The following is a 25,379-nucleotide window of genomic DNA, read 5'->3' on the forward strand; positions in this document are numbered from 1 at the left end:
GCGGGATGAGAAACATGCGAAGCGGTTCAGCCGCCGGCATCCCGTTCGCCAAACGGAGGACATCCATGCGCTCACTTCTCATCGCTCTTGCCGCCACCGTGGCGCTCTCGCTCCCGGCGCGCGCCGACGAGGTTACGGTTGCCGTGACGGCAATCGTCGAACATCCCGCCCTCGATGCCGCCCGCGACGGCGTCAAGGACGCGCTCGCTGCTGCCGGCTACAAGGAAGGCGAGAACCTCAAGTTCATCTACGAGTCGGCCCAGGGCAACCCGGCGACCGCCGCACAGATCGCCCGCCAGTTCGCCGGTGAAGCGCCGAGCGTCATCGTGCCGATCTCCACGCCCTCGGCCCAGGCCGTGGTTTCCTCGACGCGCGACATTCCGGTGGTCTTCACCGCTGTCTCCGATCCGCTCGGCGCCCAACTCGTCAAGGACATGGAGAAGCCCGGCGGCAACGTAACCGGCCTTTCCGACATGTCGCCGGTTGCCGAGCATGTGAAGCTGATCAAGGAGATCCTGCCGAACGTGAAGTCGATTGGCTACCTCTACAATTCCGGTGAAGCGAACTCCGTTTCGCTCCTCGCAGCACTCAAGGCCGAAGCCGAAAAGGCTGGTCTGACCGTAGTCGAGTCCGCCGCGACGAAATCGGCCGAAGTCCAGGGTGCCGCCCGCGCGCTCGTCGGCCGTGCCGACGCAATCTACATCCCGACCGACAACACGATCATCTCGGCGCTCGAAGGCGCCGTTGCCGTCGCCGAGGAAAGCAAGCTGCCGCTCTTCACCGCCGATACGGACTCCGTTTCGCGCGGCGCGATCGCCGCACTCGGCTTCAACTACTACGATGTCGGCAAGCAGACGGGCGAAGTGGTCGTTCGTGTTCTCAAGGGCGAAAACCCCGGCGACATCGCCGTCAAAGTCGCTGCCGGCACCGACCTCGTCATCAACAAGGGGGCCGCAACCAGGATGGGCGTCACGCTGCCGGAAAGCGTCGTCAGCCGCGCAACCCGCACGGTCGAGTAACAAATCCCGATACGTTCGGACCGGAATTGTTGCCTTTTTGCCGCCCTCGTTCCATACGGGGGCGGTTCGCTTATAGAGCAGGACGAGAAAGCCCGCGCGGCGTTCCGTCCCTCGCCCTGACATTGGAACAGCAGTTCGCGCGCGTTGCGGTGAGCCCGCGGACATCGAAGAGAAGGACCAGCGACGTTGAGTCAAATCGCTTTTTGGGGAGCCGTGGAACTGGGGCTCGTCTATGCCTTTGTCGCCGTCGGCGTCTTCCTCGCCTTCCGTGTGCTCGACTTTCCCGACCTGACGGTCGACGGATCGTTTCCGCTTGGTGCCGCAGTCACCGCGGTCCTGATCATTGCGGGCGTCAACCCGTGGCTCGCCGCAGCCGTCGCGATGGTCGCCGGAGCTGCAGCCGGCATCGTCACGGCGCTCCTCAACGTGCGCTTCCGCATCCTCAACCTGCTCGCCTCGATCCTGACGATGATCGCGCTCTTCTCGGTGAACCTGCGTGTCATGGGCAAGCCGAATGTCGCGCTGATCAATGCCGACACCATGCTGTCGCCATTCTACGGGCTGGGCCTCAGGGACTTCTACGTTCGCCCGCTCTTCGTCGGCATTCTCGTGCTGGTCGCCGTCGTCATCGTCTGGCGCTTCCTTGAGAGCGACGCCGGCCTCGCGATGCGGGCGACCGGCGCCAATGCCCGCATGGCGCGCGCCCAAGGGGTCGATACCAGCCGCCAGATCTATCTCGGCATGGCGATCTCCAACGCGCTCGTTGCCTTCGGCGGCGCGCTCTTCGCCCAGACCAACGGCTTTGCCGACGTGACCTCCGGCGTCGGCACGATCGTCGTCGGGCTTGCGGCCGTCATCGTTGGTGAAACGCTGTTCGGCGCCCGCGGCATTCTGATCGCGCTCGCCGGCTGCGTGCTCGGCTCGATCCTCTACCGCATCGCCATTCAGCTCGCGCTTTCGACGGATATGCTCGGTCTGCAGGCCTCCGACCTCAACTTCGTGACCGCGGCGCTCGTCACCGTGGCGCTCGTCCTTCCTCGCCTGCGTCGCGGAGGTGCCGCATGATCAGCGTCAAGAACATCAAGGTCGTTTTCGGCAAGGGCACCCCCTTGCAGAAGCAGGCGCTGAACGGCGTAAGCCTGACGATCGAGCAGGGCTCGTTCGTCACCGTGATCGGCTCGAACGGCGCCGGCAAGTCGACGCTGCTCGGCGTGCTCGCCGGAGACGTCCTGCCGAGCGAGGGCGAGGTGACGATCGGGCACACGGACGTCACCCGCAAGGGAACGGCTGCGCGCGCGGGCCTCGTTGCGCGCGTGTTCCAGGATCCGCTCGCCGGTAGCTGTGGCGCGCTTTCGATCGAGGAGAACCTGGCGCTTGCCGCCAGGCGTGGCGAAAGCCGCGGCTTGACGCCGGCGCTTGGCGCGAAACGTCGCGAGCATTTTCGCGAGCGTATTGCCGAGCTCAACCTTGGACTGGAAAACCGCCTGGGCGACCGCATGGATCTCCTGTCAGGCGGCCAGAGGCAGGCCGTGTCGCTGGTGATGGCGACGCTCGCGGGCTCGGAAGTTCTGCTTCTCGACGAGCACACCGCGGCACTCGATCCGGGCATGGCGGAATTCGTCATGAACCTCACGCAGAAGATCGTCACCGAGCGCAAGCTGACGACGATGATGGTCACCCATTCAATGCGGCAGGCACTCGACTATGGCCATCGCACGATCATGCTTCACGGCGGCGAGATCGTGCTCGATGTCGCCGGCGACAGCCGCAAGACCCTGCAGGTCGAGGACCTCATCGCCATGTTCCGCCGCATCCGCGGCCAGACGCTCGACGACGACGCGCTGCTGATTGGGTGAGCCCGATCGGCTCACCTTGCCTGCGTCACGAAGATCTTGACCGCAAAGACCGAGAAGACGCCGGCGAAGCTGAAGTCAAGCGCACGCATGAAGCGCCTGTTCTTCTGCAGCCAGGCCGCAAGCCAATCGGCGGCAAGCACCACCATCGCATTCACCGGCATGCCGATGACGATGAAGAAGAAGCCGAGGAACAGGAGTTTGCCGGTGACCGACGGATCGTGTGCGCTGACGAACTGCGGCAGGAAGGTCATGAAGAAAATTACGACCTTGGGGTTGAGAATGTTCACCCAGAAGCCGGTCGCAACGTTCGAAAGGACCGTTCCCTTCGCTCCCTCGATCTTCTTCACCGAGAGCGTCGAGCCGTGGCGGATTGCTTGGACGGCGAGCCAGAAGAGATAGGCAGCACCACCTGTCTTCAGCACCAGAAAGGCCGTCGGCGACGCGGTGATCAGTGCCGAGATGCCGAAGGCGACGAGCATCGTATGAACGACGATGCCGAGCCCCGTGCCGAGGACGACGAAGAGCGCCGCCTTTCTTCCCTGCGCCAGGGATCGGCTGATCGAAAGCGTCATGTCCGGTCCGGGCGTTGCCGCAAGAAGCAGGCTGGCGGCGGCAAAGGTGAGCAGCGTTGGCAGGCTGGGGACGAAGTCCATGGCGAATTCCTCGATGAGCCGATTGCCGGTGATATCGTCGGACAGGCTCTTTTGCCAGCGGTTTTCGTATGTCCGCTGGCGATACCACCTGCGGCGGCAACTCCCGACGCGTCAAATTTCGACGCGGGGTACTGTAGTGCTTGTATCCCTTCAAGTTCTGGCTAAAGTGCCGCAGATTTCGATGCGGCATCGCCGCCCCCGAGCAGACGGACAGAAACCATGGCATCGCATAAAGACGTGAAAAAGGTCGTTCTCGCCTATTCCGGCGGTCTCGACACCTCGATCATCCTCAAGTGGCTGCAGACGGAACTCGGCGCCGAAGTGGTGACCTTCACCGCCGATCTCGGCCAGGGCGAAGAACTGGAGCCGGCGCGCAAGAAAGCCGAAATGCTCGGCATCAAGGAAATCTACATCGAGGACGTGCGCGAGGAGTTCGTGCGCGACTTCGTCTTCCCGATGTTCCGCGCCAATGCCGTCTATGAGGGTATCTACCTGCTCGGCACCTCGATCGCCCGCCCCCTGATCTCCAAGCACCTGATCGACATCGCCAAAAAGACCGACGCCGACGCGATCGCCCATGGCGCGACCGGCAAGGGCAACGACCAGGTCCGCTTCGAGCTCTCGGCCTATGCCTTGAACCCGGACATCAAGATCATCGCTCCCTGGCGCGACTGGTCGTTCAAGAGCCGCACCGAGCTGCTCGAATTCGCCGAGAAGCACCAGATCCCGGTCGCCAAGGACAAGAAGGGCGAAGCGCCCTTCTCCGTCGACGCCAATCTCCTGCACTCCTCCTCCGAGGGCAAGGTGCTGGAGGACCCGGCACAGGAAGCCCCGGAATACGTGCATATGCGCACGATCTCGCCGGAAGCCGCGCCGGACAAGGCCACCGTCATCAAGATCGGCTTCGAGCGCGGCGACGCGGTTTCGATCAACGGCGTGCGCATGTCGCCGGCGACGCTGCTCGCGAAGCTCAATGAGTATGGCCGCGACAACGGCATCGGCCGCATCGACCTCGTCGAAAACCGCTTCGTCGGCATGAAGTCGCGCGGCGTCTACGAAACGCCCGGCGGCACCATCCTGCTGGCGGCGCATCGCGCGATCGAAAGCATCACGCTCGACCGCGGCGCCGCGCACTTGAAGGACGAGCTGATGCCGCGCTATGCCGAGCTCATCTATTACGGCTTCTGGTTCTCGCCGGAACGCGAGATGCTGCAGGCGGCGATCGACAAGAGCCAGGAGCATGTCGAGGGCGAAGTGACGCTGAAGCTCTACAAGGGCAACGTAATGGTCACCGGCCGCGAGAGCGCGAAGTCGCTCTATTCCGACAAGCTCGTCACCTTCGAGGACGACCAGGGCGCCTACGACCAGAAGGACGCCGCCGGCTTCATCAAGCTCAACGCCTTGCGCCTGCGCACGCTGGCGGCGCGTAACCGTTAAGAACTGGCATTTCAGACGAAACCCGCGGCGGAGCAATCTGCCGCGGCTTTTTCGTGACTACAACACCGCCGTTTGATCCTGCGCTATTCCGCCGCTTTGCGAAACGGCGTCTCCGCGGCCGTCGGCGCGATGAGCGGCCTCAAACGTACGGTCCTTCGATACCAGAAATAGCTCGCTATCGAGATGAGACCGAAACCCGGAATGATCGTGCCAAGCGCCAGCGCCGGGGCGCCGACGAGAGCGGCGAGCGCCCCGCCGATGAGCCCCGAGCTCATCTGGATGAAGCCCATCATGGCCGATGCCGTGCCGGCGATATGCGGGAAGGGTACCATGCAGGCTGTCATCATATAGGGCATCACAAAAGCAATGCCGAAAGCGTAGATGCCGACCGGCGCCATCACCGAGAGGAAGGTGGGCTGGAGCGCATGCATCGTGAAGGAGAGGGCAAGGCTGGCCATACCGATGAAGGCGAGGCCAGCGGGCACGAGCGCCTGCGGCGTGAAACGCCGCATCAGCAGCCGCACCGTGACGGTGCCGGAGAAGAAGAGGCCGGATTGCATGAGCATGCCGACCCCGAATTCGGTCGGTGTTAGGCCCACTTGCCCGATCAGCACGAAGGGCAGCATCGTCGCCCATGCGTAAAGCGCGCCGACAGCACCGGCGATCACAAACGTCGAGGACACGAAGCGACTGTCCGTCAGCAGTTCGCCATAAGCCCTGAGGATCGGCCGCAAGCGCCCCTTGCTGCGGTCCGGCGTCACCGTTTCCACCATGAAGAACTGCACGGTGAAGCAAGCCATCAGGGCGAAGCCCACCATCAGGAAGAAGATCGACTGCCAGCCGAAGAGGCCGAGCGCGATGCCGCCGAGCGTTGGCGAAACCGCCGGACCGAGCGCCAGCATCATGCCGATCATGTTCATGATGCGGGCAGCGGGGGTGCCGGTGAACTGGTCGCGCACGATGGCGCGCGCCACCGTCATGCCGACGGAGGCGCCGACCCCCTGCACCAGACGTCCGGCCAGCAAGACGCCGATCGAGGGAGCGAAGGCGGCCATCAGGCTGCCGGCGAGATAGATCGCCATGAAGATCAGCGTCGACGAGCGGCGGCCGATAACGTCGGAGAGCGTGCCCGAGACGAGCTGGGCAAAGGCGAAGCCGCCGAAATAGAGCGATAGCGTCATCTTGATCGCCGCCTCGCTGGTGGCGAAGGCGCGTACGAGCTCCGGCATCGCCGGCGTGTAGAGCGCCATGGAAACCGGGCCGAGCGCCACCAGGAACGCACCGATGATGCTCGTGCGTCGCTCGCTCATCCTGAGCGTCATTCGGCCGCCCCTTTTTCCCGATTGCCTTCCTTGCCGGCAAGGCAGGGATCAAGCCGGCGAAGGTTGTCGCGCAGGATCCGGAGATTGCCGCGCAACAATTCCAGCCCCCCCTCGCCGAGACCCTCGGTATAGGCGCCCATCATTTCACGCAAACCCGCCATCATCTCGTCGATGAGCGGATCGGCCCGGTCGCTGACGACGACGTTCTTGGCGCGCCGGTCGGCCGGGTCGGGCACCCGCACGACGAGCCCCAGCGCTTCCAGGCGATCGAGATAGGCCGAGAGCGTCATCGGCTCGATACCCATGCGGGTGGCGATTTCCGCCTGCTTGATGCCTTCCGTCGTGGCGACCTGGATCAGCGTGCGCGCCTCGCCCGGCGTGATCCCGAGCTGCATCGCATTGACCTTGCGGTCGAAGGCGGCGCGGAGCAGGCGGGAGACGTCGTTGAGCAGCATCCCGGTCGTTTCGGATTCAAGTTTTCTCGGCATTTCAATCGTTCATAGGGAATAGTAAGTTTTACTTATCATATTCCCTGGATGCGTTCAACGCAGGGCGATGAAACGTCAGTACCAAAGGCCCAAGACCCCTCCCCACAAGGGCGAGGGGCTTGGCGGCCGCGGCCAGCATAGTTGCCATTCTATCTTCTGAGCTCGCGCAAGCGTTCGGCACGAGAGGGATGTGGGCGCGGCATCGAAAGCCCCTCCCCCTTGTGGGGAGGGGTTGGGAGGGGTCTTGTCGTAATCTGGAGAACAACTCAGCCCTCGAGCTCTTCGCGCAGCATCTCCAACTCCAGCCATTCCTCTTCCATCCGCGCGAGCCCTTCCTTGAGCTTTTCCAACTCGGCGGCAATTTTGGCAAAGCCGTTCGGGTCCTTCGAAAACAGATTGGGGTCGGCCATCTTCTCTTCGCGCCTGGCGATCTCGGCTTCGGCCTTGGCAATCTCCTTCGGCAGATTTTCCAGCGCGAACTTCTGCTTGTAGGAGAGCTTACCCTTGGCCTTCGGCGCTTCGGATGCAGCCGCCGGAGCATCGTTCGCTTTGGCCTTTTCCGACTTTTCGGCCTTCCGCCTGTCTTCAATCGCGCCCTTGCGCTGCGCCATCATGTCGGAATAACCGCCGGCATATTCGATCCAGCGGCCGTCCGGCGCCTCCGGATTGGCCGGCGCGATCGTCGACGTCACGGTGCGGTCGAGGAAATCGCGGTCGTGGCTGACGAGAATGACCGTTCCGGCGAAGCCGGCGACGATCTCCTGCAGGAGGTCGAGCGTTTCGATGTCGAGATCGTTGGTCGGCTCGTCGAGGATCAGCAGATTGGTGGCGCGCGCTAGAATACGCGCCAGCATAAGCCGCGCCCGCTCGCCGCCCGAAAGCTCACGGATCGGCGTACGGGCCTGCTCCGGCTGGAAGAGAAAGTCCTTCATGTAGCCGGTGACGTGGCGCTGCTCGCCATTGACGAGGAGGTTGTCGCCACGGCCATCGGTCAGGTAGTGCGCCAGCGTCTCGTCGAGATTCAGGCCCTCGCGCTTCTGGTCGAGCGTCGCCATCTCAAGATTGGTGCCAAGCTTGACGGTTCCGGAGTCCGGCTCGATCTGGCCGGTCAGCAACTTGAGCAATGTCGTCTTGCCGGCGCCGTTCGGGCCAACGAGGCCGATCCGGTCGCCGCGGTGTACGCGGATCGAGAACGGCGCGACGATCATGCGATCGCCATAGGCCTTGGTGATTTTTTCCGCCTCGATGACCAGCTTGCCGGATTCCTTCGCGTCGGCGGCCGTCGCTTGCACCGTGCCCTGCGGCCCCTTGTGGCCGCGATAGCGCGCCCGCATGTCCTGCAGTTCGCCAAGACGGCGCATGTTGCGCTTGCGCCGGGCAGTAACACCATAGCGCAGCCAGTGCTCCTCGCGCTCGATCGCCTTGCCGAGCTTGTGCTGCTCCAGTTCCTCGGCCTCAAGCACCTCGTCGCGCCAAGCCTCGAAATGGCCAAAGCCGCGATCGAGCCGGCGCGACTGGCCGCGGTCGAGCCAGACGGTCGCCGTCGAAACCTTTTCGAGGAAGCGCCGGTCGTGCGAGATGAGCACCAGTGCCGAGCGGCTGCGGACGAGCTCGTCTTCCAGCCATTCGATCGTCGGAAGATCGAGATGGTTGGTCGGCTCGTCGAGGAGCAGGATGTCGGGCTCCGGTGCCAGTACGCGCGCAAGCGCTGCGCGCCGCGCCTCGCCGCCCGAAAGCTGCCGCGGATCCTCTTGCCCCGTCAGCCCCAGATGCTGCAGCAGATAGGCGACGCGGTAGGGATCGTCACTCGGGCCAAGCCCCGCTTCCGCATAGGCCTGGACCGTGTCGAAGCCCTCGAAGTCTGGCGCCTGGTGCAGGTAGCGCACCGTCGCCGAGGGATGACGAAAGATCTCGCCCGATTGCGGCTCGACAAGACCGGCGGCCATCTTCATCAGCGTCGACTTGCCGGAACCGTTGCGCCCAACGAGGCAGATGCGGTCGCCGGGCTCGACCTGCAGGTTGGCGCCCGCGAGAAGCGGTGCACCGCCGAAGGTCAGAAAGATGTCATCAAGCTTCAGAATGGGTGGCGCCAAGGTTTCAGGCTCCGGAAAGATCATGGGGCCGGGCAAGAATGACCGCCCGGCCGGATTTCAAGGAAAAGCGGACCGCCCCCTCCGCAACGTTGGAAATGGTCCGTGACGAACCGAAGGGCAGAGCGAAATCGTCGAGCGGATAACGCGCATTTCCGATGGAGAGGCCGGACAGTGCGCTGAGCCCGAGAATCGAGAAGAGGCTGCCCTTGGGAAGGTCGATCTCCTGAGATCCTACCAGCAAGGGATAGGCTTCCTCCTCGCCGGAGGTCATCAGCACCGGCAACCCCTCTTCGGCGATTGCCACGGCGCGCAAAAGATGCAGGAAGGCATGGTCGCTTCTGGTGCCGCCGAGGGCACCGACGAAGATCAGCGACGTTGCGCCCCGCGCGAGCGCCGCATCGACCCCGATCTCGCCGTCGGTCGCGCTCTTGGCCGCAGGATAGCGCTCGCGCGGCACCTCCGCATATGCGGCCAGCAACGCGTCGTCGGTCGAATCGAAATCGCCGACCCAGAGCTCGGGAACGATACCAAGCGTCTTTGCATGACGCATGCCGCCGTCGGCCGCGATGAAGCGACTGCCGGAGAGCTGGCTTGCAAGCCGCTCGGTCCGGGTGAGCGAGCCGCCGAGAAGGATGGTGAAGGTCTGTTGGGCCATGGCAGAAGCCCATAGCGCAAACAAACGACCAGATCACGATGATTTTGGGTCGATTCGACCCAAAATCATCGTGATCGATTCCAATGGATTAGAGCGGGATGCGGGCGGAAAACCGCGCGCACTTTTCCTCATCCCGCTCTAAGGGCCGAAAACCATTTTGCGGCAGCAAGGGTCGCGCTTTTCGGCAGCTCGATCGCTCGCGATCAGCCTTCCGACAGCGTTTCGCCGGGAAAAAGCATACCGGCATAAATGCCGGGCGTCGAATCCGCTATCTCCACCGCGCCGACGGTGCGGACGTAAAAATCCGCAGGCCCGACACCGCCTATGACAGCATAGCCGTAGCCGGCGGCGCGCATCGCCATCAGGCTTTCGATAAGCAGCGCCTCGCCGATCCCCTGACCGCGCATCGCCTCGTCGACGCCTGTCGGCCCGAAGAAGCCAAGCGCGGTGACGTCGTGGCAGGCGAAGCCGACGATCCGCTCCTCGTGAACGGCGACATGAATCCGCGTCGGAGTCGACGAGAAGGCGGCCTCCGCCTCGCCCGCCCAACCGGCACCGAACCGTTGTTCGATCCACGTGAGGACGATCCTGCGTTCCGCAGCCATCGCCCGGCGAATGCTGATGCCGGGACCGAGCCGGGAAGCACGCCTTTCCGGCAAGGCGTAGAGACGGACGAGCATGTCTGGCATGAGAATACCTCCCCGCTACGGCGCAGCGTTCAATCAGACGCGCCTTCGCACTTTGACTTGCGGCATGTGGTTACCCTCAAACCGGCCAAGACTTGAGGAAACATGCGGTTGGCGAACAAACGCCGCCGACAATTGTTTGGTCTAATAGCGCAGATGTCTCGGACGGCAAATGTTTCCGCCGAGACCCGGCTTGCAAGACCTGCCGCTGAAAGCTAAATCTTTTGCAGCTCTAACGGGGTGCCTTCGGTCCGCTTCATGGAACCAAGGCTGAGAGGCTCAAGCCAACCCGCGGAACCTGATCCGGCTCATACCGGCGGAGGGATTAGAAGCGATCGGACCGATGCGCCCTTTTCCCGCAACATCAACAACAGGGAGAGAGGTGCCCGTCATGCCCAATTACACCAAGTTGCTTCGCCGGCTGGCGATTACGGCGATGGCCGCGGCTTTGCCGTTCGCCGCTCATGCCGCCGAAAAGACTCTGACGATCTATACCTATGAGAGTTTCATCAGTGAATGGGGGCCTGGCGCGAAAGTCGCCGAGGCTTTCGAGAAAACCTGCGGCTGCGACGTCAACTATGTCGGCGTCGCCGACGGCGTCGAGCTTCTGACACGATTGAAGCTCGAAGGCGAGCAGTCGAAGGCGGACATCGTGCTCGGCCTCGACACCAACCTCGTTGCGGAAGCCAAGGCGACCGGCTTCTTCGTCCCGCACGGTCTCGACACCGCAGCTTTGAAAGTTCCGGGCGGCTTCTCGGACGACACCTTCGTTCCCTATGACTACGGCCATTTCGCCGTGATCTACGATACCGAAACCTTGAAGAACCCGCCGAAGAGCTTGAAGGAACTGGTAGAGGGCGATCCTTCGCAAAAGATCGTCATCGAGGATCCGCGCACCTCGACACCGGGCCTCGGGCTGCTGCTCTGGGTGAAATCGGTTTACGGCGATGAGGCGGCCGCCGCCTGGGCCAAGCTCAAGGACCGGGTGCTGACCGTGACCCCCGGCTGGTCGGAAGCCTACGGCCTCTTCACCAAGGGCGAAGCACCGATGGTGCTGTCCTACACCACCTCACCGGCCTACCACATGGTGGCGGAAAACACTGAACGCTATCAGGCCGCTCCCTTCGCCGAGGGTCACTACATCCAGATCGAAGTGGCCGGCGTGACGAAGAACGCCAAGGAGCCGGAACTCGCCAAGAAGTTTCTGGCCTACATGACCGGCCCGGAATTCCAGTCGATCATTCCTACGACCAACTGGATGATGCCGGTTGCGGCGACCAAGGAACCCCTGCCGGACGCCTTCGGCAAGCTCGTCACCCCGCAAAAGACATTCCTGATGTCTTCCGAGGAGGTCGCCGCCAACCGCAAGGCCTGGATCGACGAATGGCTGGCGGCCATGAGCAAGAACTGAGGCCAGCTTGTCCGCTGCGGCCGAAAAACGGATGACGATTGCCGCGGGGGCCTTCGGCCTTGGCGGCATTCTGCTCTTTGTCGCCCTCGCCGTGGTCGCCCTCCTCGCCCAGTCGGGCGGCGGTTATACCGGTGCCCCGTTCGACGCCTATGTCTGGCGCGTCACCCGCTTCACGCTGCTTCAGGCGAGCCTCTCGACGATTCTCTCCATCCTGTTCGCAGTGCCGGTGGCGCGTGCGCTCGCCCGCCAGGCGCGCTTTCCCGGCCGCATCTGGTTGCTGCGGCTGATGGCGCTGCCGCTTGGCCTGCCCGCGCTCGTCGCGGCGCTTGGCCTCATTGAGGTTTGGGGCCGGCAGGGCTTTCTCAATAGCGCTCTCGTCGCGATCGGGCTCAACGGTCCGATCAGCATCTACGGCCTCGTCGGCATTCTTCTCGCCCACGTCTTCTTCAACATGCCGCTTGCCGCGCGGTTGATGCTTGCCGGAATCGAACGGATTCCGGGGGAATACTGGCGCACTGTCGCCAATCTCGGCATGCCTTCGGCCGCAATCTTCCGCTTCATCGAATGGCCGGCGATCCGCGGGCTATTGCCGGGCATCGCCGGTCTTATCTTCATGCTCTGCGCCACCAGTTTCACGCTCGTGCTGACGCTCGGCGGGGGACCTGCCGCAAGCACGATCGAAGTGGCGATCTATCAGGCGCTGCGTTTCGATTTCGACCCGCCGCGCGCGATCGCCCTTTCCGGCCTTCAGATCGCGCTCACGGGTGCGCTGCTGCTCGTTCTGAAGGTCCTAGCGCCGCCACCGCCTGAAAGCGAGACGACCGGCAAGGCAATGCGGCGGTTCGATGGCTTGAGCGGACGGTCACGACTAGCCGACGGCCTCTGGCTCGTTCTTGCGCTCGTCTTCGTCGGACTGCCGTTCGCCGCGATCGCCTATTCCGGCCTGCAGGCGGATTTGCCGAGGCTCGCCCGCGATGCGGCTGTCCACCGTGCGTTCGCCACCAGCGGTGCGATTGCCCTGCTTTCGGCCGCGATCTCCGTTGGCGCGACCGCCATGATGATTCGCGCGCAGCAGGTTACCTTGAGGCGACGGCAGGTTGGAGCGGCCGCACGCGGGTTTTCCGGCATGATCGGCGCCAGTACCTCTCTCGTCCTGCTGGTGCCGCCGGTCGTTCTCGGCGCGGGCTGGTTCCTGCTGTTGCGTCCCTTCGGCGATGTCGCGCGTTTTGCACCGGCCGTCGTGATCGCCATCAATGCGCTGATGGCGCTTCCCTTCGTCCATCGCGTGCTCGCTCCGGCAATGGCCACTCATGCGGCACGCACGGATCGGCTGGCGGCGAGCCTCGGTATCGCGGGCTTTCATCGTCTGCGATGGATCGACTGGCCGCCGTTGCGCAAACCGTTCCTCATGGCCTTTTCCTTCGCCATGGCATTGTCGCTTGGCGATCTTGGAGCGGTGGCGCTCTTCGGATCGCAGGACATGACGACATTGCCGTGGCTGCTTTACAGCCGCATGGGAAGCTATCGCACCGCCGACGCCGCGGGACTTTCATTGCTGCTCGGGCTCATCTGCCTGATCCTCACGGTGCTCGGCACGGCGGGAGAGGACGGCGTGCGCGAAGGAAGAGACGCATGAATTCGCCAGCCTCCGCTTCCGCGGCCGTTTCACTCAAGGACGTCGAAGTCCGTTTCAAAACGACGAAGCTCACGTTCGACTGCGTGATTCCGGCCGGGCAGATCGTCGCGGTCGTCGGTGCGTCGGGGTCGGGCAAATCGACACTGTTTAACGTCATCGCCGGATTTGAAGAGCCGGAGCAGGGTGCGGTCGATGTTCTCGGAGAGGACATGGCGGGCCGCCTGCCGGCCGAGCGCCCGGTGTCGGTCATCTTCCAGGAGCACAACCTCTTTGCTCATCTCGACGCCGCAACCAATGTCGGTTTCGGCATCAGCCCGGCCTTGCGCCTGACCGATATCGACCGGGCCAAGGTGACCGATGCATTGAAGCGCGTCGGCCTCGATGGCTTCGGCGGACGCCTGCCGCCGACGCTTTCAGGCGGCGAGCGTCAGAGGGTCGCGCTCGCCCGCGCGCTCGTCCGCCACCGGCCGCTGCTCTTGCTTGACGAACCCTTTGCCGCGCTCGATCCGGGCATGAGAGCGGAAATGCGCGAACTTTTGCGCGACCTCCACAACGAGGAAGGCAATACGATCCTGATGATCACGCATCACCCCGATGACGTGAGACTGCTCGCCGACAGCGTGCTCTTTCTCGACCGGGGACGTATCATCGCTCACGACCCTGTCGATCGGTTTGTCGAACGGCGCGACGTCACGGCGATCAACCGCTTCCTCGGCCGCGAATGAGGCTTGCCGTCGCCGATTTGAGGACGAAATCATGCAGCAAGTCAAAGCGCTCCGGCGACCCTGGCGCGTCGGAAGACACGCAAGGCGTCCGTGGGAATTTTTCGCTAAATTACCGTTCGCCACAATTTGACCGCCGCGCTGTGCGACGCGCGGAATATCCGACGGTTGGCGCGATGTTCGCGCATCCGTTGCTGTGATACCACGGGGCAACTATTTCTGCGGGGATCAGTAGGCAGACTGCGCTGAAATCGTTACAGCACGGTCATGGCTGAAACACCCAGGCTGGAACACGGTATCCGGCTGAAAAAGTAGGATTTTTCAACGTCGGCGCTTAAGTTGTGGCAGGCGCCGGCGAGGGGAACGGGCTGAGGCATGGTTAGGCATACAGTCATCGACGGCCGGAATCCGACGCGACGCGGCGGCAAGAATGCACGATTAATGGTTGCATTCCTGGCGACTACGTTGCTGTCGGCCTGCCAGTCGCTGATCGAACAGACCTACGAGCCGACCGTTTCCCCCTCGTCAAATCCGCAGATCGTCGAGGAAGTGCAGAAGAACGATCCGCGCGCCCAGCTCGGCGCACGCGAACACCCGCGGATCGTTGCGAGCTACGGTGGCGAATACAAGGACGCCAAGACCGAACGGCTGGTGGCGCGCATCACCGGCGCGCTGACGGCGGTTTCGGAAAATCCGCAGCAGTCCTATCGCATTACCATCTTGAATTCCCCTGCGATCAACGCCTTTGCACTCCCGGGCGGCTATCTCTACGTCACGCGCGGTCTTCTGGCGCTCGCGAACGATGCCTCGGAGGTCGCTGCCGTGCTCTCGCACGAGATGGCGCACGTCACCGCTAACCACGGCATCGAGCGCCAGCAGCGCGAAGAGGCCGAGGTGATCGCGAGCCGGGTCGTCTCCGAGGTGCTTTCCTCCAATCTGGCCGGAAAACAGGCGCTCGCCCGCGGCAAGCTGCGGCTTGCCGCCTTCTCGCGCAATCAGGAGCTCCAGGCCGACGTGATCGGCGTGCGCATGCTCGGCGAGGCGGGATACGACCCCTATGCCGCCGCCCGCTTCCTCGATTCGATGGCGGCCTACGCCCGCTTCACGGCGGTCGACCCGGAAACCGACCAGAGCCTCGACTTCCTGTCAAGCCACCCCAACGCGCCGCAGCGCGTCGAACTGGCGCGCCGGCACGCGCGTGCCTTCGGCGCCGAAGGCACGATCGGCGATCGCGGACGCGACTATTATCTCGCCGGTATCGACGGCATCCTCTATGGCGACAGCCCGCAGGAAGGGTATGTCCGCGGCCAGACATTCCTGCACGGCCAGCTCGGCATCCGCTTCGACGTGCCGTTCGGCTTCCAGATCGACAACAAGGCCGAGGCGGTGCTCGCGACCGGCCCGGGTGACATCGCGATCCGTTTCGATGGCGTCGCCGACACCGGAGGGCGCAGCCTCACGGATTATATCGCCAGCGGCTGGGTCACCGGTCTGCAGCCGGATACCATCCGTCCGATCTCGGTCAATGGCCTCGAGGCGGCAACGGCACGCGCGTCCGCCGACCGGTGGGACTTCGATGTCACCGTGATCCGCATCGACAACCGCATCTACCGGTTCCTGACCGCGGTACCCAAGGGATCGCGCGCGCTCGAAGCCACGGCGAGCCAGTTGCGCGGCTCTTTCCGCCGGATGACGCAAGCGGAGGTTCAATCGCTGAAGCCGCTGCGCATTCGCGTGGTTACGGTGAGATCCGGCGACACCATGGCGACGCTTGCCGCCCGGATGATGGGGACGGACCGCAAGCTCGATCTCTTCCGCCTGATCAACGCGATGCAGATCACCTCCACCGTCAAACCCGGCGACAAGGTGAAGATCATCGCGGAGTAGTCTGCGGTAACCTACCGACGATTCATTGATTGGTTTGGCCTGAACGGCACTACTGCATGATTCCTTAAATCGGAATCGATTTAAGGAATCATGCAGCAAATCAAAGTACTACAACGATCTTTGCGCGTCCGATTGGACGCGCGGCGCTGTAGAGCGCCACGATGGCCGTAGTCAGTGCATGCCGGCCGTCAATGCCGGCGCCTTGGCGGCGAGCGCGGCACGCAGCTTTTCCAGCGCCCGGGTCTCGATCTGCCTGACGCGCTCCTTCGAGATGCCGAGATCGACGCCAAGCTCCTCCAGCGTCGCGCCGTCTTCCGACAATCGCCGGGCGCGGATGATCTTCATCTCGCGCTCGCTCAACTCTCCAAGGGCGATATGAAGCCAGCGACGCGCGCGTTCGCCGTCGATCATGTCGCTGACCTGTTCATCGGGCAGCGGCGCTTCGCTCGCAAGAAAGTCGAGACGCTCGCCGCCATCCGAATCTCCGTGGCCAACCGGGGCCTGCAGAGACGCGTCGCTTCCGGACAGGCGCGCATCCATCGTCTGCACATCGGCGAGGCTGACGCCCAGCGCGGCGGCTATCTCCTCGTGCATCGCCTGCGAGGTCAGCTGCCGGTCGCCTTGGGCAAGACGCGCCCGCAGTCTCCTGAGATTGAAGAACAGCGCCTTTTGCGCCGAGCTTGTGCCTCCGCGCACGATCGACCAGTTGCGCAGCACATAGTCCTGCATCGACGCGCGGATCCACCAGGTGGCATAGGTGGAGAAGCGAACGTCCCGGCTTGGCTCGAAGCGTGCCGCCGCCTCCAGCAGGCCGACATGCCCCTCCTGGACAAGATCGCTCATAGGCAACCCGAAGCTGCGGAATTTCGCCGCCATGGCGATCACCAGGCGCATGTGCGCCATGGCAATCTTGTTGCGCGCCTCCTGATCGTTGTTGTCCCTCCAGGCCTGCGCCAGGGCATGCTCCTCGTCGCGTTCGAGATAGGGCGCGTCCATGGCAATCTTGATCATGCGCCTGTCTGCTGTAAGGGTCTTCATCGATCGCTCCGTAGCTGGCGCCCGGGCGCCGTTAACGATTGAACACGAAGGGCCAAACGCTTGTCGGAGCATCCGGCGACAGGAAACGGTGAGCGCCAGGTCGTACTTGAAGAACCGGTGCAGCGCCCTAAATCGAAGATACGAACCTGACACGGTGAGAGATCACAGAACCAAGATCGTCCGGGCCGCAAAGGCGAACACCTTCGCACCGGCCTTTCCCAACGCGCGCCGGCGCAAAAGGTTCCCTTGCCTGCAATGATTTCGGGATGGGTGTTTCTGCATTGCGGCCAAGGCATGCAGCCGCGCGTCCTATCAGACGCGCAAGGGCCGCTGTCGCACGTTTGAAGTTCTGCATGCTTCCATCCTCAATGGAAACATAGAGTAGCCATGCGAGCAAAAAAAAGCCCGACGCGAGGGCCGGGCTTCTTGGTCGTGGCTTCTGTTTCCGAGACTGCGGCTTAAGCGGCCTCGTCCTGGGTATCCTCTTCTTCGATGGCCTTGCCGCGCTTCGGCCCCTTGTTCAGGTTGGCTTCGACGAGACGTACCGCCTCCGTTTCCGACATCTTGTTGACGGCAGCGATTTCGCGCGCCATGCGGTCAAGAGCGGCCTCATAAAGCTGGCGTTCGGAATAGGACTGTTCCGGCTGGTTTTCCGCGCGATAGAGATCGCGCACCACTTCCGCGATGGAGATGAGATCGCCGGAATTGATCTTGGCATCGTATTCCTGGGCACGACGGGACCACATGGTCCGCTTCACGCGTGCCTTGCCCTGCACGACCTTCAGCGCACGATCGACGAAATCGGTTTCGGACAGCTTGCGCATGCCGATGCTGACGGCTTTCGCCACCGGCACCTTGAGACGCATCTTGTCCTTCTCGAAATCGATGACAAAAAGCTCGAGCTTCATGCCAGCGACTTCCTGCTCCTCAATCGCAACGATCTGGCCAACACCGTGAGCCGGATATACGATCGATTCACCGGTCTTGAAGCCTTGGCGCGTTGAAGATTTTTTCTGCTGGGTCGTCATTCGTTTCAAAAACTCCCTATTGCGCACCCGGCCTCTCAAAGGCCGGGGCCGGGTCGGTCAGGCCCGGGATAGACGGGGATACCGCCGGGTGGGGTCAATCCTGGTCCGTCCAACGGAACGCAAATGGCCTCATGGAACGCGGTCACAGGCAACGGAACGTTGCTTATTTGGGAAAGAGCCGCGCCGTGGAGATCGTTTGCTTTCGTGATGGTTTTCGGGCGCGCAAAAACACCCTCGGTGGATCAGTAACAGGAAGCTATCACAAAAAAGTGCGCAAATCAATAATTTGCTGCATGGCAGCGATCAAGCCACCACGCACACAATTGTGAGGCTGAGGCCGGATTTCCCCAGATTTCGGCCCTCGCTTTGTATCCGTTCGTCAGCGCCGGCGAACCAAGCACGGACGATTGCTTCAGTCACCCTGTCCCGGCTCGGCAGAGAAATACTTGTCGTATTTGCCCTCGACGCCGTCCATCTCCTTCGCCTCGGGCAGAGGATCCCGCTTGACCGTGATATTCGGCCACTTCGTCGCAAAATCAGCGTTCAATTTCAACCACATGTCGAGCCCCGGCTCGGTATCCGGCTTGATCGCATTGGCCGGACATTCCGGCTCACACACCCCGCAATCGATACACTCGTCCGGGTGGATGACGAGGAAATTCTCCCCTTCATAGAAGCAATCCACCGGGCAGACTTCCACGCAGTCCGTATACTTGCAGCGAATGCAATTGTCGGTCACGACATACGTCATGAGGTACTCCAGCCAAGCTCACATTTGATGGCAGACGGCAACCAATGGTGATGCCCATCGTCCGTGCATGCTAGGAATGTCCGGCGCGCATAGCTGCCGAAGCAGACCCCGAATGCCATTCAACGTGGTTTGTCAGGTAACGGCTTTGAGGGCCCTTTGCAAGAATAATCCATGCGCCGTTTGCCGGGAAGCAGGCAGAGTTTTCCAGAGTGGAATGATTTTCGATCGCTTCGATCCAAAATCGTTGATTTCGCCGATTTTTCACGGGCCAGGCGGCATGGTGACCGCCGCCCGCGGCTCAATCGTCCTCGCCGAAATCGGGCTTAAGGCGATCCGTATCGCGCCGCTCCCGCTTCGTCGGTCGCCCGGCACCTCGCTCACGCGTCGCCTGCTCAAAAGCCGTGAGCCTCCGGGACGAGGCCGGCGGGGTCAGGTCCTCGTAGAGCAGGCGGGCCTCTTCGTAGGGCCCCCGCCGTGTTCCGGGCAAGAGCACGCGAAGAACGAGATCCCGCCGCTCGAGTGCCAATTCAAGCGTATCTCCGGCCTTTACCTGAGCGGACGATTGCGTCACCCGCGCGCCGTTGATCGCGACATGACCGGCCTCGATCGCCTTTTGGGCAAGCGAGCGCGATTTGATCAGCCGCGCGAAGAACAGCCACTTGTCGAGCCGCTGACGAGGTGCGGGCGCAGACGCTGGCTGTTTCTCCATTGCCTTCCTACTTTTTCAGTTGCTCCTTGAGCGCGGCAAGTTTCGCAAAGGGCGAATCCGGATCCAGCGGCTTTTCCTTGCGTGGCGGGCGTCCCTCGAACTTCTGGCCGCCGGGCTTGGCGCCCCGGTCGTGGCGATCGGGCCGATCCTTGCGCTGGCCGCCGCCCGGTCTGCTCTCCTGTGCCTTGCCGCGCATGGGCGCGCCGCCCTTGCGGCCACCCTCTCTGCCTTCACCCTGGCCATGCCGCTGGCCACCACGGCGATGGTCACCCTGGTGGCGGCCGCCCTGGCGCTGGTTGTCCTGGCGCGTGCCGGGACGCCAGAGGAGCACGGGCCTTACTTCGGCAGGCTCTTCCGCCGGGCTTGCTTCCGCCGGCGCGTCGTCGGTTGCTTCGGCCGCGGCCGCGTCCGTCTGCGCCACACCGGCCGGCTCAATCTCGCCCTTCACATCCGTATCTGCGTTCTCGGTTGCCACAGTTTCGACCGGCGTCTCCGCCGGGGTCGCATCGCCGTTCTGGCTTGCGAGGAAAGCGGCCGCCTCTTCGGCGGTCACGCTGTCGGCGCGATAGCCAAGGCCCTTCAGGATTTCCTCCATGTCGTCGGGCGTTGCACCGAGAATGGACAGCATCGCGGTCGTCGCCATGAAGCGGCGGCCGTCATAGGCGCCATCAGGACGCGGCTCTGCGCCCGGCTTCCACTGCAGGAGCGGACGGATGAGATCGGCGAGCCGCTCGAGGATATCGATCCGCACGGCGCGTTTGCCGAGGAAGCGGAAGCCCGCGAGCTTGTAGAATGTCCGTTCGAAAGACGGATCGGTGACGACGGAGGTACGGCCGGCGGCAAGCATCGGAATGAGTTCGCCATAGCCGGGCTTGTCGAGTCCGTCGTTCTTCAGTGCCCAAAGCAGCGTGATGAGCTCCGCTGGCGCCGGTTTCAGAAGAGCCGGCAGGAAGATGTGATAGGCGCCGAAGCGAACGCCGTATTTGCGGATGGAAGCGCGACCGTCCTGGTCGAGCGACTTCACCTCCTCGGCGACGTCGCGGCGGAAGAGCACACCGAGATTCTCGACGAGCTGGAAAGCCAGGCCCTTGGCGAGACCTTCGAGGTCCTCCGCACGGGAGATATCGTCAAGCGGCTTCAATATCGTGCCGATATGGTGGTTCACGAAGCGTTCGATCCGGGCGAGCACATGCTCGCGGGCATTGGCCTGGAGCTGCTCGTCGGCGAGCAGGATGACGCGCGGACGCATGACGTGATCGCTCGCGGCGAGCCGTGCCACAGGATCGCCGAGCCAGCGTACGAGGCCATCCGACGAAAGCGCAAGATCACCATTGCCGGCCGCATGCAGGCGTGCGGCGCGCGCCTCGAATTCCAGCGCGAGCGCCTTCTGGGCAGCACCCTGCACGGCCTTCGCATCAGACCCTTCACCACCGGCCGCCAAAGTGAACCGGAAACCGGTTAATTGGCCTACGTGGTGCCCCTCGACGAAGACATCACCATTCACACTGATTTCAGCTTCCAGCATCGCATTCTCTCTCAGGCGCTTCATGAGCACAGATGTCCTGCGATCAACAAAGCGTTTCGTCAACCTTTCATGTAGCGCGTCGGACAATCGATCTTCGATTTCCCGCGTCTTTTCTTGCCAGTGTGTCGGATCGGCAAGCCATCCGGGCCGATTAGACACATAGGTCCAAGTCCTGATCTGCGCAATTCGCGCCGAAAGTGTGTCAATCTCGCCATCTGTGTGATCCGCGCGGCGGACCTGCTCGGCCATGAAGTCTTCGTTGACCGTGCCATCGCGGACGAGATCGGCGTAGATCGTCGAAATCAGGTCGGCGTGCTGCGCCGGCGTTATGCGCCGATAGTCGGGCAGGGCGCAGGCCTCCCACAGCGTCTCGACCCGCTCGGACGTGGTGGCGACGTCCACGATTTCGGGATAACGCATCAGATGCTCCAACGCCTGCTGGTCGACGGCCGGAAGGGCACGGGTCAGGCCGGCAACGGCCGGCGCTGCCTCGAGACTTTTCCTGAGCGCCTTCAACGAAGAATAGTCGACTGCCTTCGAACGCCACTGCAAGACTTTGACCGGATCGAATTCGTGCGACTCGACGCGATGCACGAGCTCATTCTCGAACGGATCGACGCGTCCGGTGACGCCGAACGTCCCGTCCCGCACATGCCGGCCCGCCCGTCCTGCCACCTGGGCAAGCTCTGCCGGATTGAGATTGCGGAACTGGTAACCGTCGAACTTGCGGTCCTGCGCAAACGCGACATGGTCGACGTCGAGATTAAGCCCCATGCCGATGGCATCGGTCGCCACAAGGTACTCGACGTCGCCCTCCTGGTAAAGCGCAACCTGCGCGTTGCGGGTGCGAGGCGACAGCGCCCCAAGCACGACGGCGGCACCGCCGCGCTGGCGTCGGATGAGCTCGGCGATGGCATAGACCTCGTCGGCCGAGAAAGCGACGATCGCGGAACGGTGCGGAAGCCGGGTAATCTTCTTCGATCCGGCATAGAGAAGCTGCGACAAGCGCGGACGCTCGATGAAGGTGATCCCCGGCAGCAACTGCTGGAGAATGGGCCGCATCGTCGCGGCACCGAGCAGCAGCGTTTCGTCGCGGCCGCGCAGATGCAGCAGCCTGTCGGTAAAGATATGGCCTCGCTCCAGGTCGGCGGCCAGCTGCACCTCGTCGATCGCCACGAACGACGCCGTCGTTTCGCGCGGCATGGCTTCGACGGTGCAGACGGAATAGCGCGCCCGATGCGGCGCGATCTTCTCCTCACCCGTGATCAGCGCGACATTGTGGTGGCCCACCTTCTCGACGAGACGCGTGTAAACCTCGCGCGCAAGCAGCCGCAGCGGCAGGCCGATGACGCCGCTCTCATGGGCTACCATGCGCTCGATCGCATAGTGGGTCTTGCCGGTGTTGGTTGGCCCGAGCACCGCGGTCACGCCGCGACCACTCAGGATCATGGATTGAAAGGACACTTCACCGATCCTGGCATTCTCAACGAGCCCGCGCGCTTTCGCGTGCCGGCGGGGAACACATGCCCACGCGCAGGGCCAAACGCAAGGGGCGCGGGCAATTAAAACCGTTTGCGGCCTCCTCCCCGAGCCACATTTGGTGCCGTCCGCATTAACACTCGGAACAGCCGTGGAACGAATCAGCGACGAATCGCTGACTCGCCTCGATTCACTGTATGTTCACGGCTATATATAGATTGCCGCGGCATGAGTCGCACCACATGCTGAATCTGCCGGAACATCGTGCAAACGAATGCCGCCGGCGCCGTTAACTTTCCCTTCCAGAGCATTAATTGCCATCAAGGATTCCGAATCCAAGACTCTGGAAAGTTTAGAAAATTTTAACCCGGATTCGTTTTCGGACTCGGCGAGTCGAGGAATAAGAATCGCCGCATTAACCTTTCGATCAAAGCCGGAACGAATCGGCGACGAATCGCTGACGCGCCAGCTTTCTCGTTTTGTTCACCACAACATATAGTGGCCCTCGTACTCGCAGATCAATAGAATTGCGTTCCGATTTTTCCGATCGGCACGCCGCAAGGCTGCGTCGTTAACCATTGCATCGAGCCGGCAAATTTCGCTGACGTGAAACACAAGCGGCGCCCCGAAAGGCGCCGCGAGAGATGACAATGTCCTGGCGTTTGCCAGGTTCAGACGAAGAACTGACCGCCGTTGGCCGAAATCGTCGAGCCGGTGATGAAGCCGGCATCGTCGGATGCGAGGAATACGACGCAACGCGCAACTTCTTCCGGTTCACCGAGGCGCCCGACCGGAATCTGCGGGATGATTCGTTCGTTGAGCACCTTTTCCGGCACCGCCCTTACCATCTCGGTGCCGATATAGCCGGGGCAGATCGCGTTGACGGTAATGCCTTTTGCCGCGCCTTCCTGGGCGAGTGCCTTTGTGAAACCGAGATCGCCCGCCTTTGCCGCCGAATAATTCGCCTGGCCCATCTGCCCTTTCTGACCGTTGATCGAGGAGATGTTGATCACGCGTCCGAAGCCGCGGTCGCGCATGCCCGACCAGAGCGGATGGGTCATGTTGAAGAGGCCGGTCAGATTGGTGCTGATCACTTCGCCCCATTGTTCTGGCGTCATCTTGTGAAACATCGCGTCACGCGTGATGCCGGCATTGTTGACGAGGACGTCGACCGGCCCGAGATCGGCCTCCACCTTGGCGATGCCCTCGGCGCAGGCCTGGTAGTTGGAGACATCCCACTTGTAGACGGGGATGCCGGTTTCCTGCTTGAAGGCCTGGGCCTTCTCGTCGTTGCCGGCATAGTTTGCGGCGACCGCATAGCCCGCCGCTTTGAGAGCCACCGAAATGGCCGCACCGATGCCGCGGGATCCACCTGTAACCAACGCTACCCTGCTCATGTTCGCCTCCCACAAGGTTGATTTCAATTTTGCATAGGTGATCGGCATGTGCCCCGGCATAAACGGGCCACAGCTACTCGATCAATTGCTCGATCAATTTCGCCGATGTCATATAGGGACAGCAGGCCAGCGGACCGGCGAATGCACCGGAAAACTGTTCGGCCGGCCTGCTGCATTGGATTGCGGCCGGGCTACAGGCGCTCGACGCACATGGCGACGCCCATGCCGCCGCCGATGCACAAGGTGGCAAGCCCCTTGGAAACGCCGCGCCGCTTCATCTCGAACAGCAGGGTGTTGAGAACGCGGGCACCGGAAGCGCCGATCGGATGGCCGATCGCGATCGCGCCGCCATTGACGTTGACGATCGACGGATCCCAGCCGAGGTCCTTGTTGACGGCGCAAGCCTGTGCCGCGAAGGCCTCGTTGGCCTCGACGAGTTCGACGTCACCGACAGACCAGCCCGCCTTCTCCAGCGCCTTGCGCGAGGCCGGAATCGGCCCGGTCCCCATGATCTGCGGATCGACGCCGGCCGTCGCCCAGGAAACGATGCGGGCGAGCGGCTGGATGCCGCGCTTTTCCGCCTGCGCTTCGGTCATCAACAATGTCGCGGCTGCACCATCGTTCAGCCCGGAGGCGTTTGCGGCGGTCACCGTTCCGTCCTTGTCGAATGCGGGGCGGAGCTTCGCCATGGAATCGAGCGTTGCGCCGTGGCGGATATATTCGTCTTGGTCGACGGTCACATCGCCCTTACGGGTCTTTACGATAAAGGGCACGATCTCGTCGGCAAAACGGCCGGCCTTCTGCGCGGCTTCAGCCTTGTTCTGCGAAGCGAGCGCGAATTCATCCTGCTCTTCACGGGTAAGCTGCCACTTGCGGGCGACGTTCTCGGCGGTGATGCCCATGTGGTAGCCGTAGAAGGCGTCGGTCAGGCCGTCCTTGATCATCGTGTCGATCATCTTGAAGTCGCCCATCTTCACGCCGCCGCGAAGATGCGCGCAATGCGGTGCCATCGACATCGATTCCATACCGCCGGCCACGACGATATCCGCATCGCCAACCACGATCTGCTGCATGCCGAGCGCCACGGCGCGCAGGCCCGAACCGCAAAGCTGGTTCATGCCCCAAGCCGTCTTTTCCTGCGGGAGGCCGGCCTTCATCGCTGCCTGGCGGGCCGGGTTCTGCCCTTCGCCCGCAGGAAGAACCTGGCCGAGGATCACCTCGTCCACTTCCCCAGCGTCGACGCCCGCCCGCTCGAGCACCGCCTTGATGACGCCGGCGCCCAACTCGTGCGCAGGAGTGTTGCCGAAGGCACCGTTAAAGGATCCGACGGCGGTGCGAGCCGCGCTGGCGATCACGACGGAGGGATTGTTCATGGGACGTTTCCTCATATTTCGTTTGCCTGATGTACCCAGACTGGCAAAGCCGTGAGCGCAAGTCAAACCCATTGATGCACCGCCGCAAAAGCTTCACGATTCGCGCGGTTACCATATTTCGCACGTGCGTCGCCGCATTGCACAAAGAGATTGTCAGAGCCTCGATTTTGCGGATACTCTAAAAAATACAATAAAGACGGGACGATGGGTAAGA

General features: G+C 62.8%; 21 protein-coding genes and 1 riboswitch. Of the genes, 8 read left to right on the top strand and 13 right to left on the bottom strand.

The annotated features are described in order from the left end of the window. Window positions 1–65: 65 nt before the first annotated feature. The 3 genes from GHK62_RS02695 (at window position 66) to GHK62_RS02705 (ending at window position 2,875) form a co-directional block, all read left to right on the top strand. The gene (locus tag GHK62_RS02695) at window positions 66–1,019 is read left to right on the top strand and encodes an ABC transporter substrate-binding protein (RefSeq protein WP_153436799.1); all 954 of its coding nucleotides are present in this window, start codon (window positions 66–68) and stop codon (window positions 1,017–1,019) included. A 186-nt stretch (window positions 1,020–1,205) separates the two neighbouring features. Further along, on the top strand, window positions 1,206–2,084 hold the full coding sequence (locus GHK62_RS02700; RefSeq protein WP_153436800.1) for an ABC transporter permease: 879 nt from the start codon (window positions 1,206–1,208) through the stop codon (window positions 2,082–2,084). Then, the gene (locus GHK62_RS02705) at window positions 2,081–2,875 is read left to right on the top strand and encodes an ABC transporter ATP-binding protein (RefSeq protein WP_153436801.1); all 795 of its coding nucleotides are present in this window, start codon (window positions 2,081–2,083) and stop codon (window positions 2,873–2,875) included. Before GHK62_RS02700 ends, GHK62_RS02705 begins: the two co-directional genes overlap by 4 nt. 11 nt (window positions 2,876–2,886) lie before the next feature. On the opposite strand, the gene GHK62_RS02710 is transcribed toward GHK62_RS02705, so the two are convergent. Beyond that, on the bottom strand, window positions 2,887–3,528 hold the full coding sequence (locus GHK62_RS02710; protein ID WP_153436802.1) for a LysE family translocator: 642 nt from the start codon (window positions 3,526–3,528) through the stop codon (window positions 2,887–2,889). A gap of 219 nt (window positions 3,529–3,747) precedes the next feature. Here GHK62_RS02710 and GHK62_RS02715 point away from each other — a divergent pair, with 219 nt between their 5' ends. Continuing rightward, complete coding sequence (locus GHK62_RS02715; protein ID WP_153436803.1) at window positions 3,748–4,965, top strand: argininosuccinate synthase; 1,218 nt, start codon at window positions 3,748–3,750, stop codon at window positions 4,963–4,965. Between the two features lie 83 nt (window positions 4,966–5,048). Here GHK62_RS02715 and GHK62_RS02720 read toward each other — a convergent pair whose 3' ends face one another. From GHK62_RS02720 to GHK62_RS02740, 5 genes are all read right to left on the bottom strand, one after another. Beyond that, on the bottom strand, window positions 5,049–6,287 hold the full coding sequence (locus GHK62_RS02720; protein WP_153436804.1) for a multidrug effflux MFS transporter: 1,239 nt from the start codon (window positions 6,285–6,287) through the stop codon (window positions 5,049–5,051). Then, window positions 6,284–6,775, bottom strand: a complete 492-nt coding sequence (locus tag GHK62_RS02725) for a MarR family winged helix-turn-helix transcriptional regulator (protein WP_153436805.1) — start codon at window positions 6,773–6,775, stop codon at window positions 6,284–6,286. The genes GHK62_RS02720 and GHK62_RS02725 overlap by 4 nt, the downstream gene beginning before the upstream one ends. 266 nt (window positions 6,776–7,041) lie before the next feature. After that, the gene (locus GHK62_RS02730) at window positions 7,042–8,868 is read right to left on the bottom strand and encodes an ABC-F family ATP-binding cassette domain-containing protein (protein ID WP_153436806.1); all 1,827 of its coding nucleotides are present in this window, start codon (window positions 8,866–8,868) and stop codon (window positions 7,042–7,044) included. Between the two features lie 4 nt (window positions 8,869–8,872). Further along, entirely contained in the window at window positions 8,873–9,523 is a 651-nt protein-coding gene (locus GHK62_RS02735) for a thiamine diphosphokinase (protein ID WP_153436807.1), read from the bottom strand. Between the two features lie 203 nt (window positions 9,524–9,726). Continuing rightward, on the bottom strand, window positions 9,727–10,212 hold the full coding sequence (locus GHK62_RS02740; RefSeq protein WP_153436808.1) for a GNAT family N-acetyltransferase: 486 nt from the start codon (window positions 10,210–10,212) through the stop codon (window positions 9,727–9,729). Window positions 10,213–10,435: 223 nt separating this feature from the next. Next, window positions 10,436–10,551, top strand: a riboswitch (TPP riboswitch). Between the two features lie 49 nt (window positions 10,552–10,600). Here GHK62_RS02740 and thiB point away from each other — a divergent pair. The 4 genes from thiB to GHK62_RS02760 all read left to right on the top strand — a co-directional run bounded on the left by thiB (window position 10,601) and on the right by GHK62_RS02760 (window position 15,865). After that, window positions 10,601–11,620 carry a thiamine ABC transporter substrate binding subunit gene (gene thiB / locus GHK62_RS02745; RefSeq protein ID WP_153436809.1) on the top strand — a complete coding sequence of 340 codons (1,020 nt, stop codon included), beginning with the start codon at window positions 10,601–10,603 and terminating at the stop codon, window positions 11,618–11,620. 7 nt (window positions 11,621–11,627) lie between these two features. Next, window positions 11,628–13,256 carry a thiamine/thiamine pyrophosphate ABC transporter permease ThiP gene (gene thiP / locus GHK62_RS02750; RefSeq protein ID WP_153436810.1) on the top strand — a complete coding sequence of 543 codons (1,629 nt, stop codon included), beginning with the start codon at window positions 11,628–11,630 and terminating at the stop codon, window positions 13,254–13,256. Further along, complete coding sequence (locus GHK62_RS02755; protein WP_153436811.1) at window positions 13,253–13,981, top strand: thiamine ABC transporter ATP-binding protein; 729 nt, start codon at window positions 13,253–13,255, stop codon at window positions 13,979–13,981. Before thiP ends, GHK62_RS02755 begins: the two co-directional genes overlap by 4 nt. Window positions 13,982–14,353: 372 nt before the next feature. Then, complete coding sequence (locus GHK62_RS02760) at window positions 14,354–15,865, top strand: M48 family metalloprotease (protein WP_153436812.1); 1,512 nt, start codon at window positions 14,354–14,356, stop codon at window positions 15,863–15,865. A 171-nt stretch (window positions 15,866–16,036) separates the two neighbouring features. On the opposite strand, the gene GHK62_RS02765 is transcribed toward GHK62_RS02760, so the two are convergent. The 7 genes from GHK62_RS02765 to GHK62_RS02795 all read right to left on the bottom strand — a co-directional run bounded on the left by GHK62_RS02765 (window position 16,037) and on the right by GHK62_RS02795 (window position 25,165). After that, a complete protein-coding gene (locus GHK62_RS02765) occupies window positions 16,037–16,903 on the bottom strand; it encodes an RNA polymerase factor sigma-32 (RefSeq protein WP_153436813.1) in 867 nt (288 codons plus the stop codon). Between the two features lie 458 nt (window positions 16,904–17,361). Next, window positions 17,362–17,931: a CarD family transcriptional regulator gene (locus GHK62_RS02770; RefSeq protein WP_136505337.1), complete on the bottom strand. Its 570-nt coding sequence runs from the start codon at window positions 17,929–17,931 to the stop codon at window positions 17,362–17,364. A 412-nt stretch (window positions 17,932–18,343) separates the two neighbouring features. Continuing rightward, entirely contained in the window at window positions 18,344–18,682 is a 339-nt protein-coding gene (gene fdxA / locus GHK62_RS02775; RefSeq protein WP_153436814.1) for a ferredoxin FdxA, read from the bottom strand. Between the two features lie 298 nt (window positions 18,683–18,980). Next, window positions 18,981–19,391 carry an RNA-binding S4 domain-containing protein gene (locus GHK62_RS02780; protein WP_153436815.1) on the bottom strand — a complete coding sequence of 137 codons (411 nt, stop codon included), beginning with the start codon at window positions 19,389–19,391 and terminating at the stop codon, window positions 18,981–18,983. A gap of 7 nt (window positions 19,392–19,398) precedes the next feature. Then, window positions 19,399–22,365 carry a helicase-related protein gene (locus GHK62_RS02785; RefSeq protein WP_153436868.1) on the bottom strand — a complete coding sequence of 989 codons (2,967 nt, stop codon included), beginning with the start codon at window positions 22,363–22,365 and terminating at the stop codon, window positions 19,399–19,401. A gap of 701 nt (window positions 22,366–23,066) precedes the next feature. Further along, entirely contained in the window at window positions 23,067–23,792 is a 726-nt protein-coding gene (phbB, locus tag GHK62_RS02790) for a beta-ketoacyl-ACP reductase (RefSeq protein WP_153436816.1), read from the bottom strand. 191 nt (window positions 23,793–23,983) lie between these two features. Next, complete coding sequence (locus GHK62_RS02795) at window positions 23,984–25,165, bottom strand: acetyl-CoA C-acetyltransferase (protein WP_153436817.1); 1,182 nt, start codon at window positions 25,163–25,165, stop codon at window positions 23,984–23,986. Between the last annotated feature and the right edge of the window lie 214 nt (window positions 25,166–25,379).

Source organism: Sinorhizobium terangae, assembly GCF_009601505.1.
Taxonomy (GTDB): Bacteria; Pseudomonadota; Alphaproteobacteria; order Rhizobiales; family Rhizobiaceae; genus Sinorhizobium; species Sinorhizobium terangae.

What these genes read in the sequence shown, in the direction of transcription:
- GHK62_RS02780 (WP_153436815.1), bottom strand. Translation starts at nt 19,391, where the DNA reads ATGGAGAAACAGCCAGCGTCTGCGCCCGCACCTCGTCAGCGGCTCGAC.
- GHK62_RS02785 (WP_153436868.1), bottom strand. Translation starts at nt 22,365, where the DNA reads ATGATCCTGAGTGGTCGCGGCGTGACCGCGGTGCTCGGGCCAACCAAC.
- GHK62_RS02770 (WP_136505337.1), bottom strand. Translation starts at nt 17,931, where the DNA reads ATGACGACCCAGCAGAAAAAATCTTCAACGCGCCAAGGCTTCAAGACC.
- GHK62_RS02795 (WP_153436817.1), bottom strand. Translation starts at nt 25,165, where the DNA reads ATGAACAATCCCTCCGTCGTGATCGCCAGCGCGGCTCGCACCGCCGTC.
- fdxA (WP_153436814.1), bottom strand. Translation starts at nt 18,682, where the DNA reads ATGACGTATGTCGTGACCGACAATTGCATTCGCTGCAAGTATACGGAC.
- GHK62_RS02740 (WP_153436808.1), bottom strand. Translation starts at nt 10,212, where the DNA reads ATGCCAGACATGCTCGTCCGTCTCTACGCCTTGCCGGAAAGGCGTGCT.
- phbB (WP_153436816.1), bottom strand. Translation starts at nt 23,792, where the DNA reads ATGAGCAGGGTAGCGTTGGTTACAGGTGGATCCCGCGGCATCGGTGCG.
- GHK62_RS02710 (WP_153436802.1), bottom strand. Translation starts at nt 3,528, where the DNA reads ATGGACTTCGTCCCCAGCCTGCCAACGCTGCTCACCTTTGCCGCCGCC.
- GHK62_RS02725 (WP_153436805.1), bottom strand. Translation starts at nt 6,775, where the DNA reads ATGCCGAGAAAACTTGAATCCGAAACGACCGGGATGCTGCTCAACGAC.
- GHK62_RS02755 (WP_153436811.1), top strand. Translation starts at nt 13,253, where the DNA reads ATGAATTCGCCAGCCTCCGCTTCCGCGGCCGTTTCACTCAAGGACGTC.
- GHK62_RS02695 (WP_153436799.1), top strand. Translation starts at nt 66, where the DNA reads ATGCGCTCACTTCTCATCGCTCTTGCCGCCACCGTGGCGCTCTCGCTC.
- GHK62_RS02720 (WP_153436804.1), bottom strand. Translation starts at nt 6,287, where the DNA reads ATGACGCTCAGGATGAGCGAGCGACGCACGAGCATCATCGGTGCGTTC.
- GHK62_RS02705 (WP_153436801.1), top strand. Translation starts at nt 2,081, where the DNA reads ATGATCAGCGTCAAGAACATCAAGGTCGTTTTCGGCAAGGGCACCCCC.
- thiB (WP_153436809.1), top strand. Translation starts at nt 10,601, where the DNA reads ATGCCCAATTACACCAAGTTGCTTCGCCGGCTGGCGATTACGGCGATG.
- GHK62_RS02735 (WP_153436807.1), bottom strand. Translation starts at nt 9,523, where the DNA reads ATGGCCCAACAGACCTTCACCATCCTTCTCGGCGGCTCGCTCACCCGG.
- GHK62_RS02765 (WP_153436813.1), bottom strand. Translation starts at nt 16,903, where the DNA reads ATGAAGACCCTTACAGCAGACAGGCGCATGATCAAGATTGCCATGGAC.
- GHK62_RS02760 (WP_153436812.1), top strand. Translation starts at nt 14,354, where the DNA reads ATGGTTAGGCATACAGTCATCGACGGCCGGAATCCGACGCGACGCGGC.
- GHK62_RS02715 (WP_153436803.1), top strand. Translation starts at nt 3,748, where the DNA reads ATGGCATCGCATAAAGACGTGAAAAAGGTCGTTCTCGCCTATTCCGGC.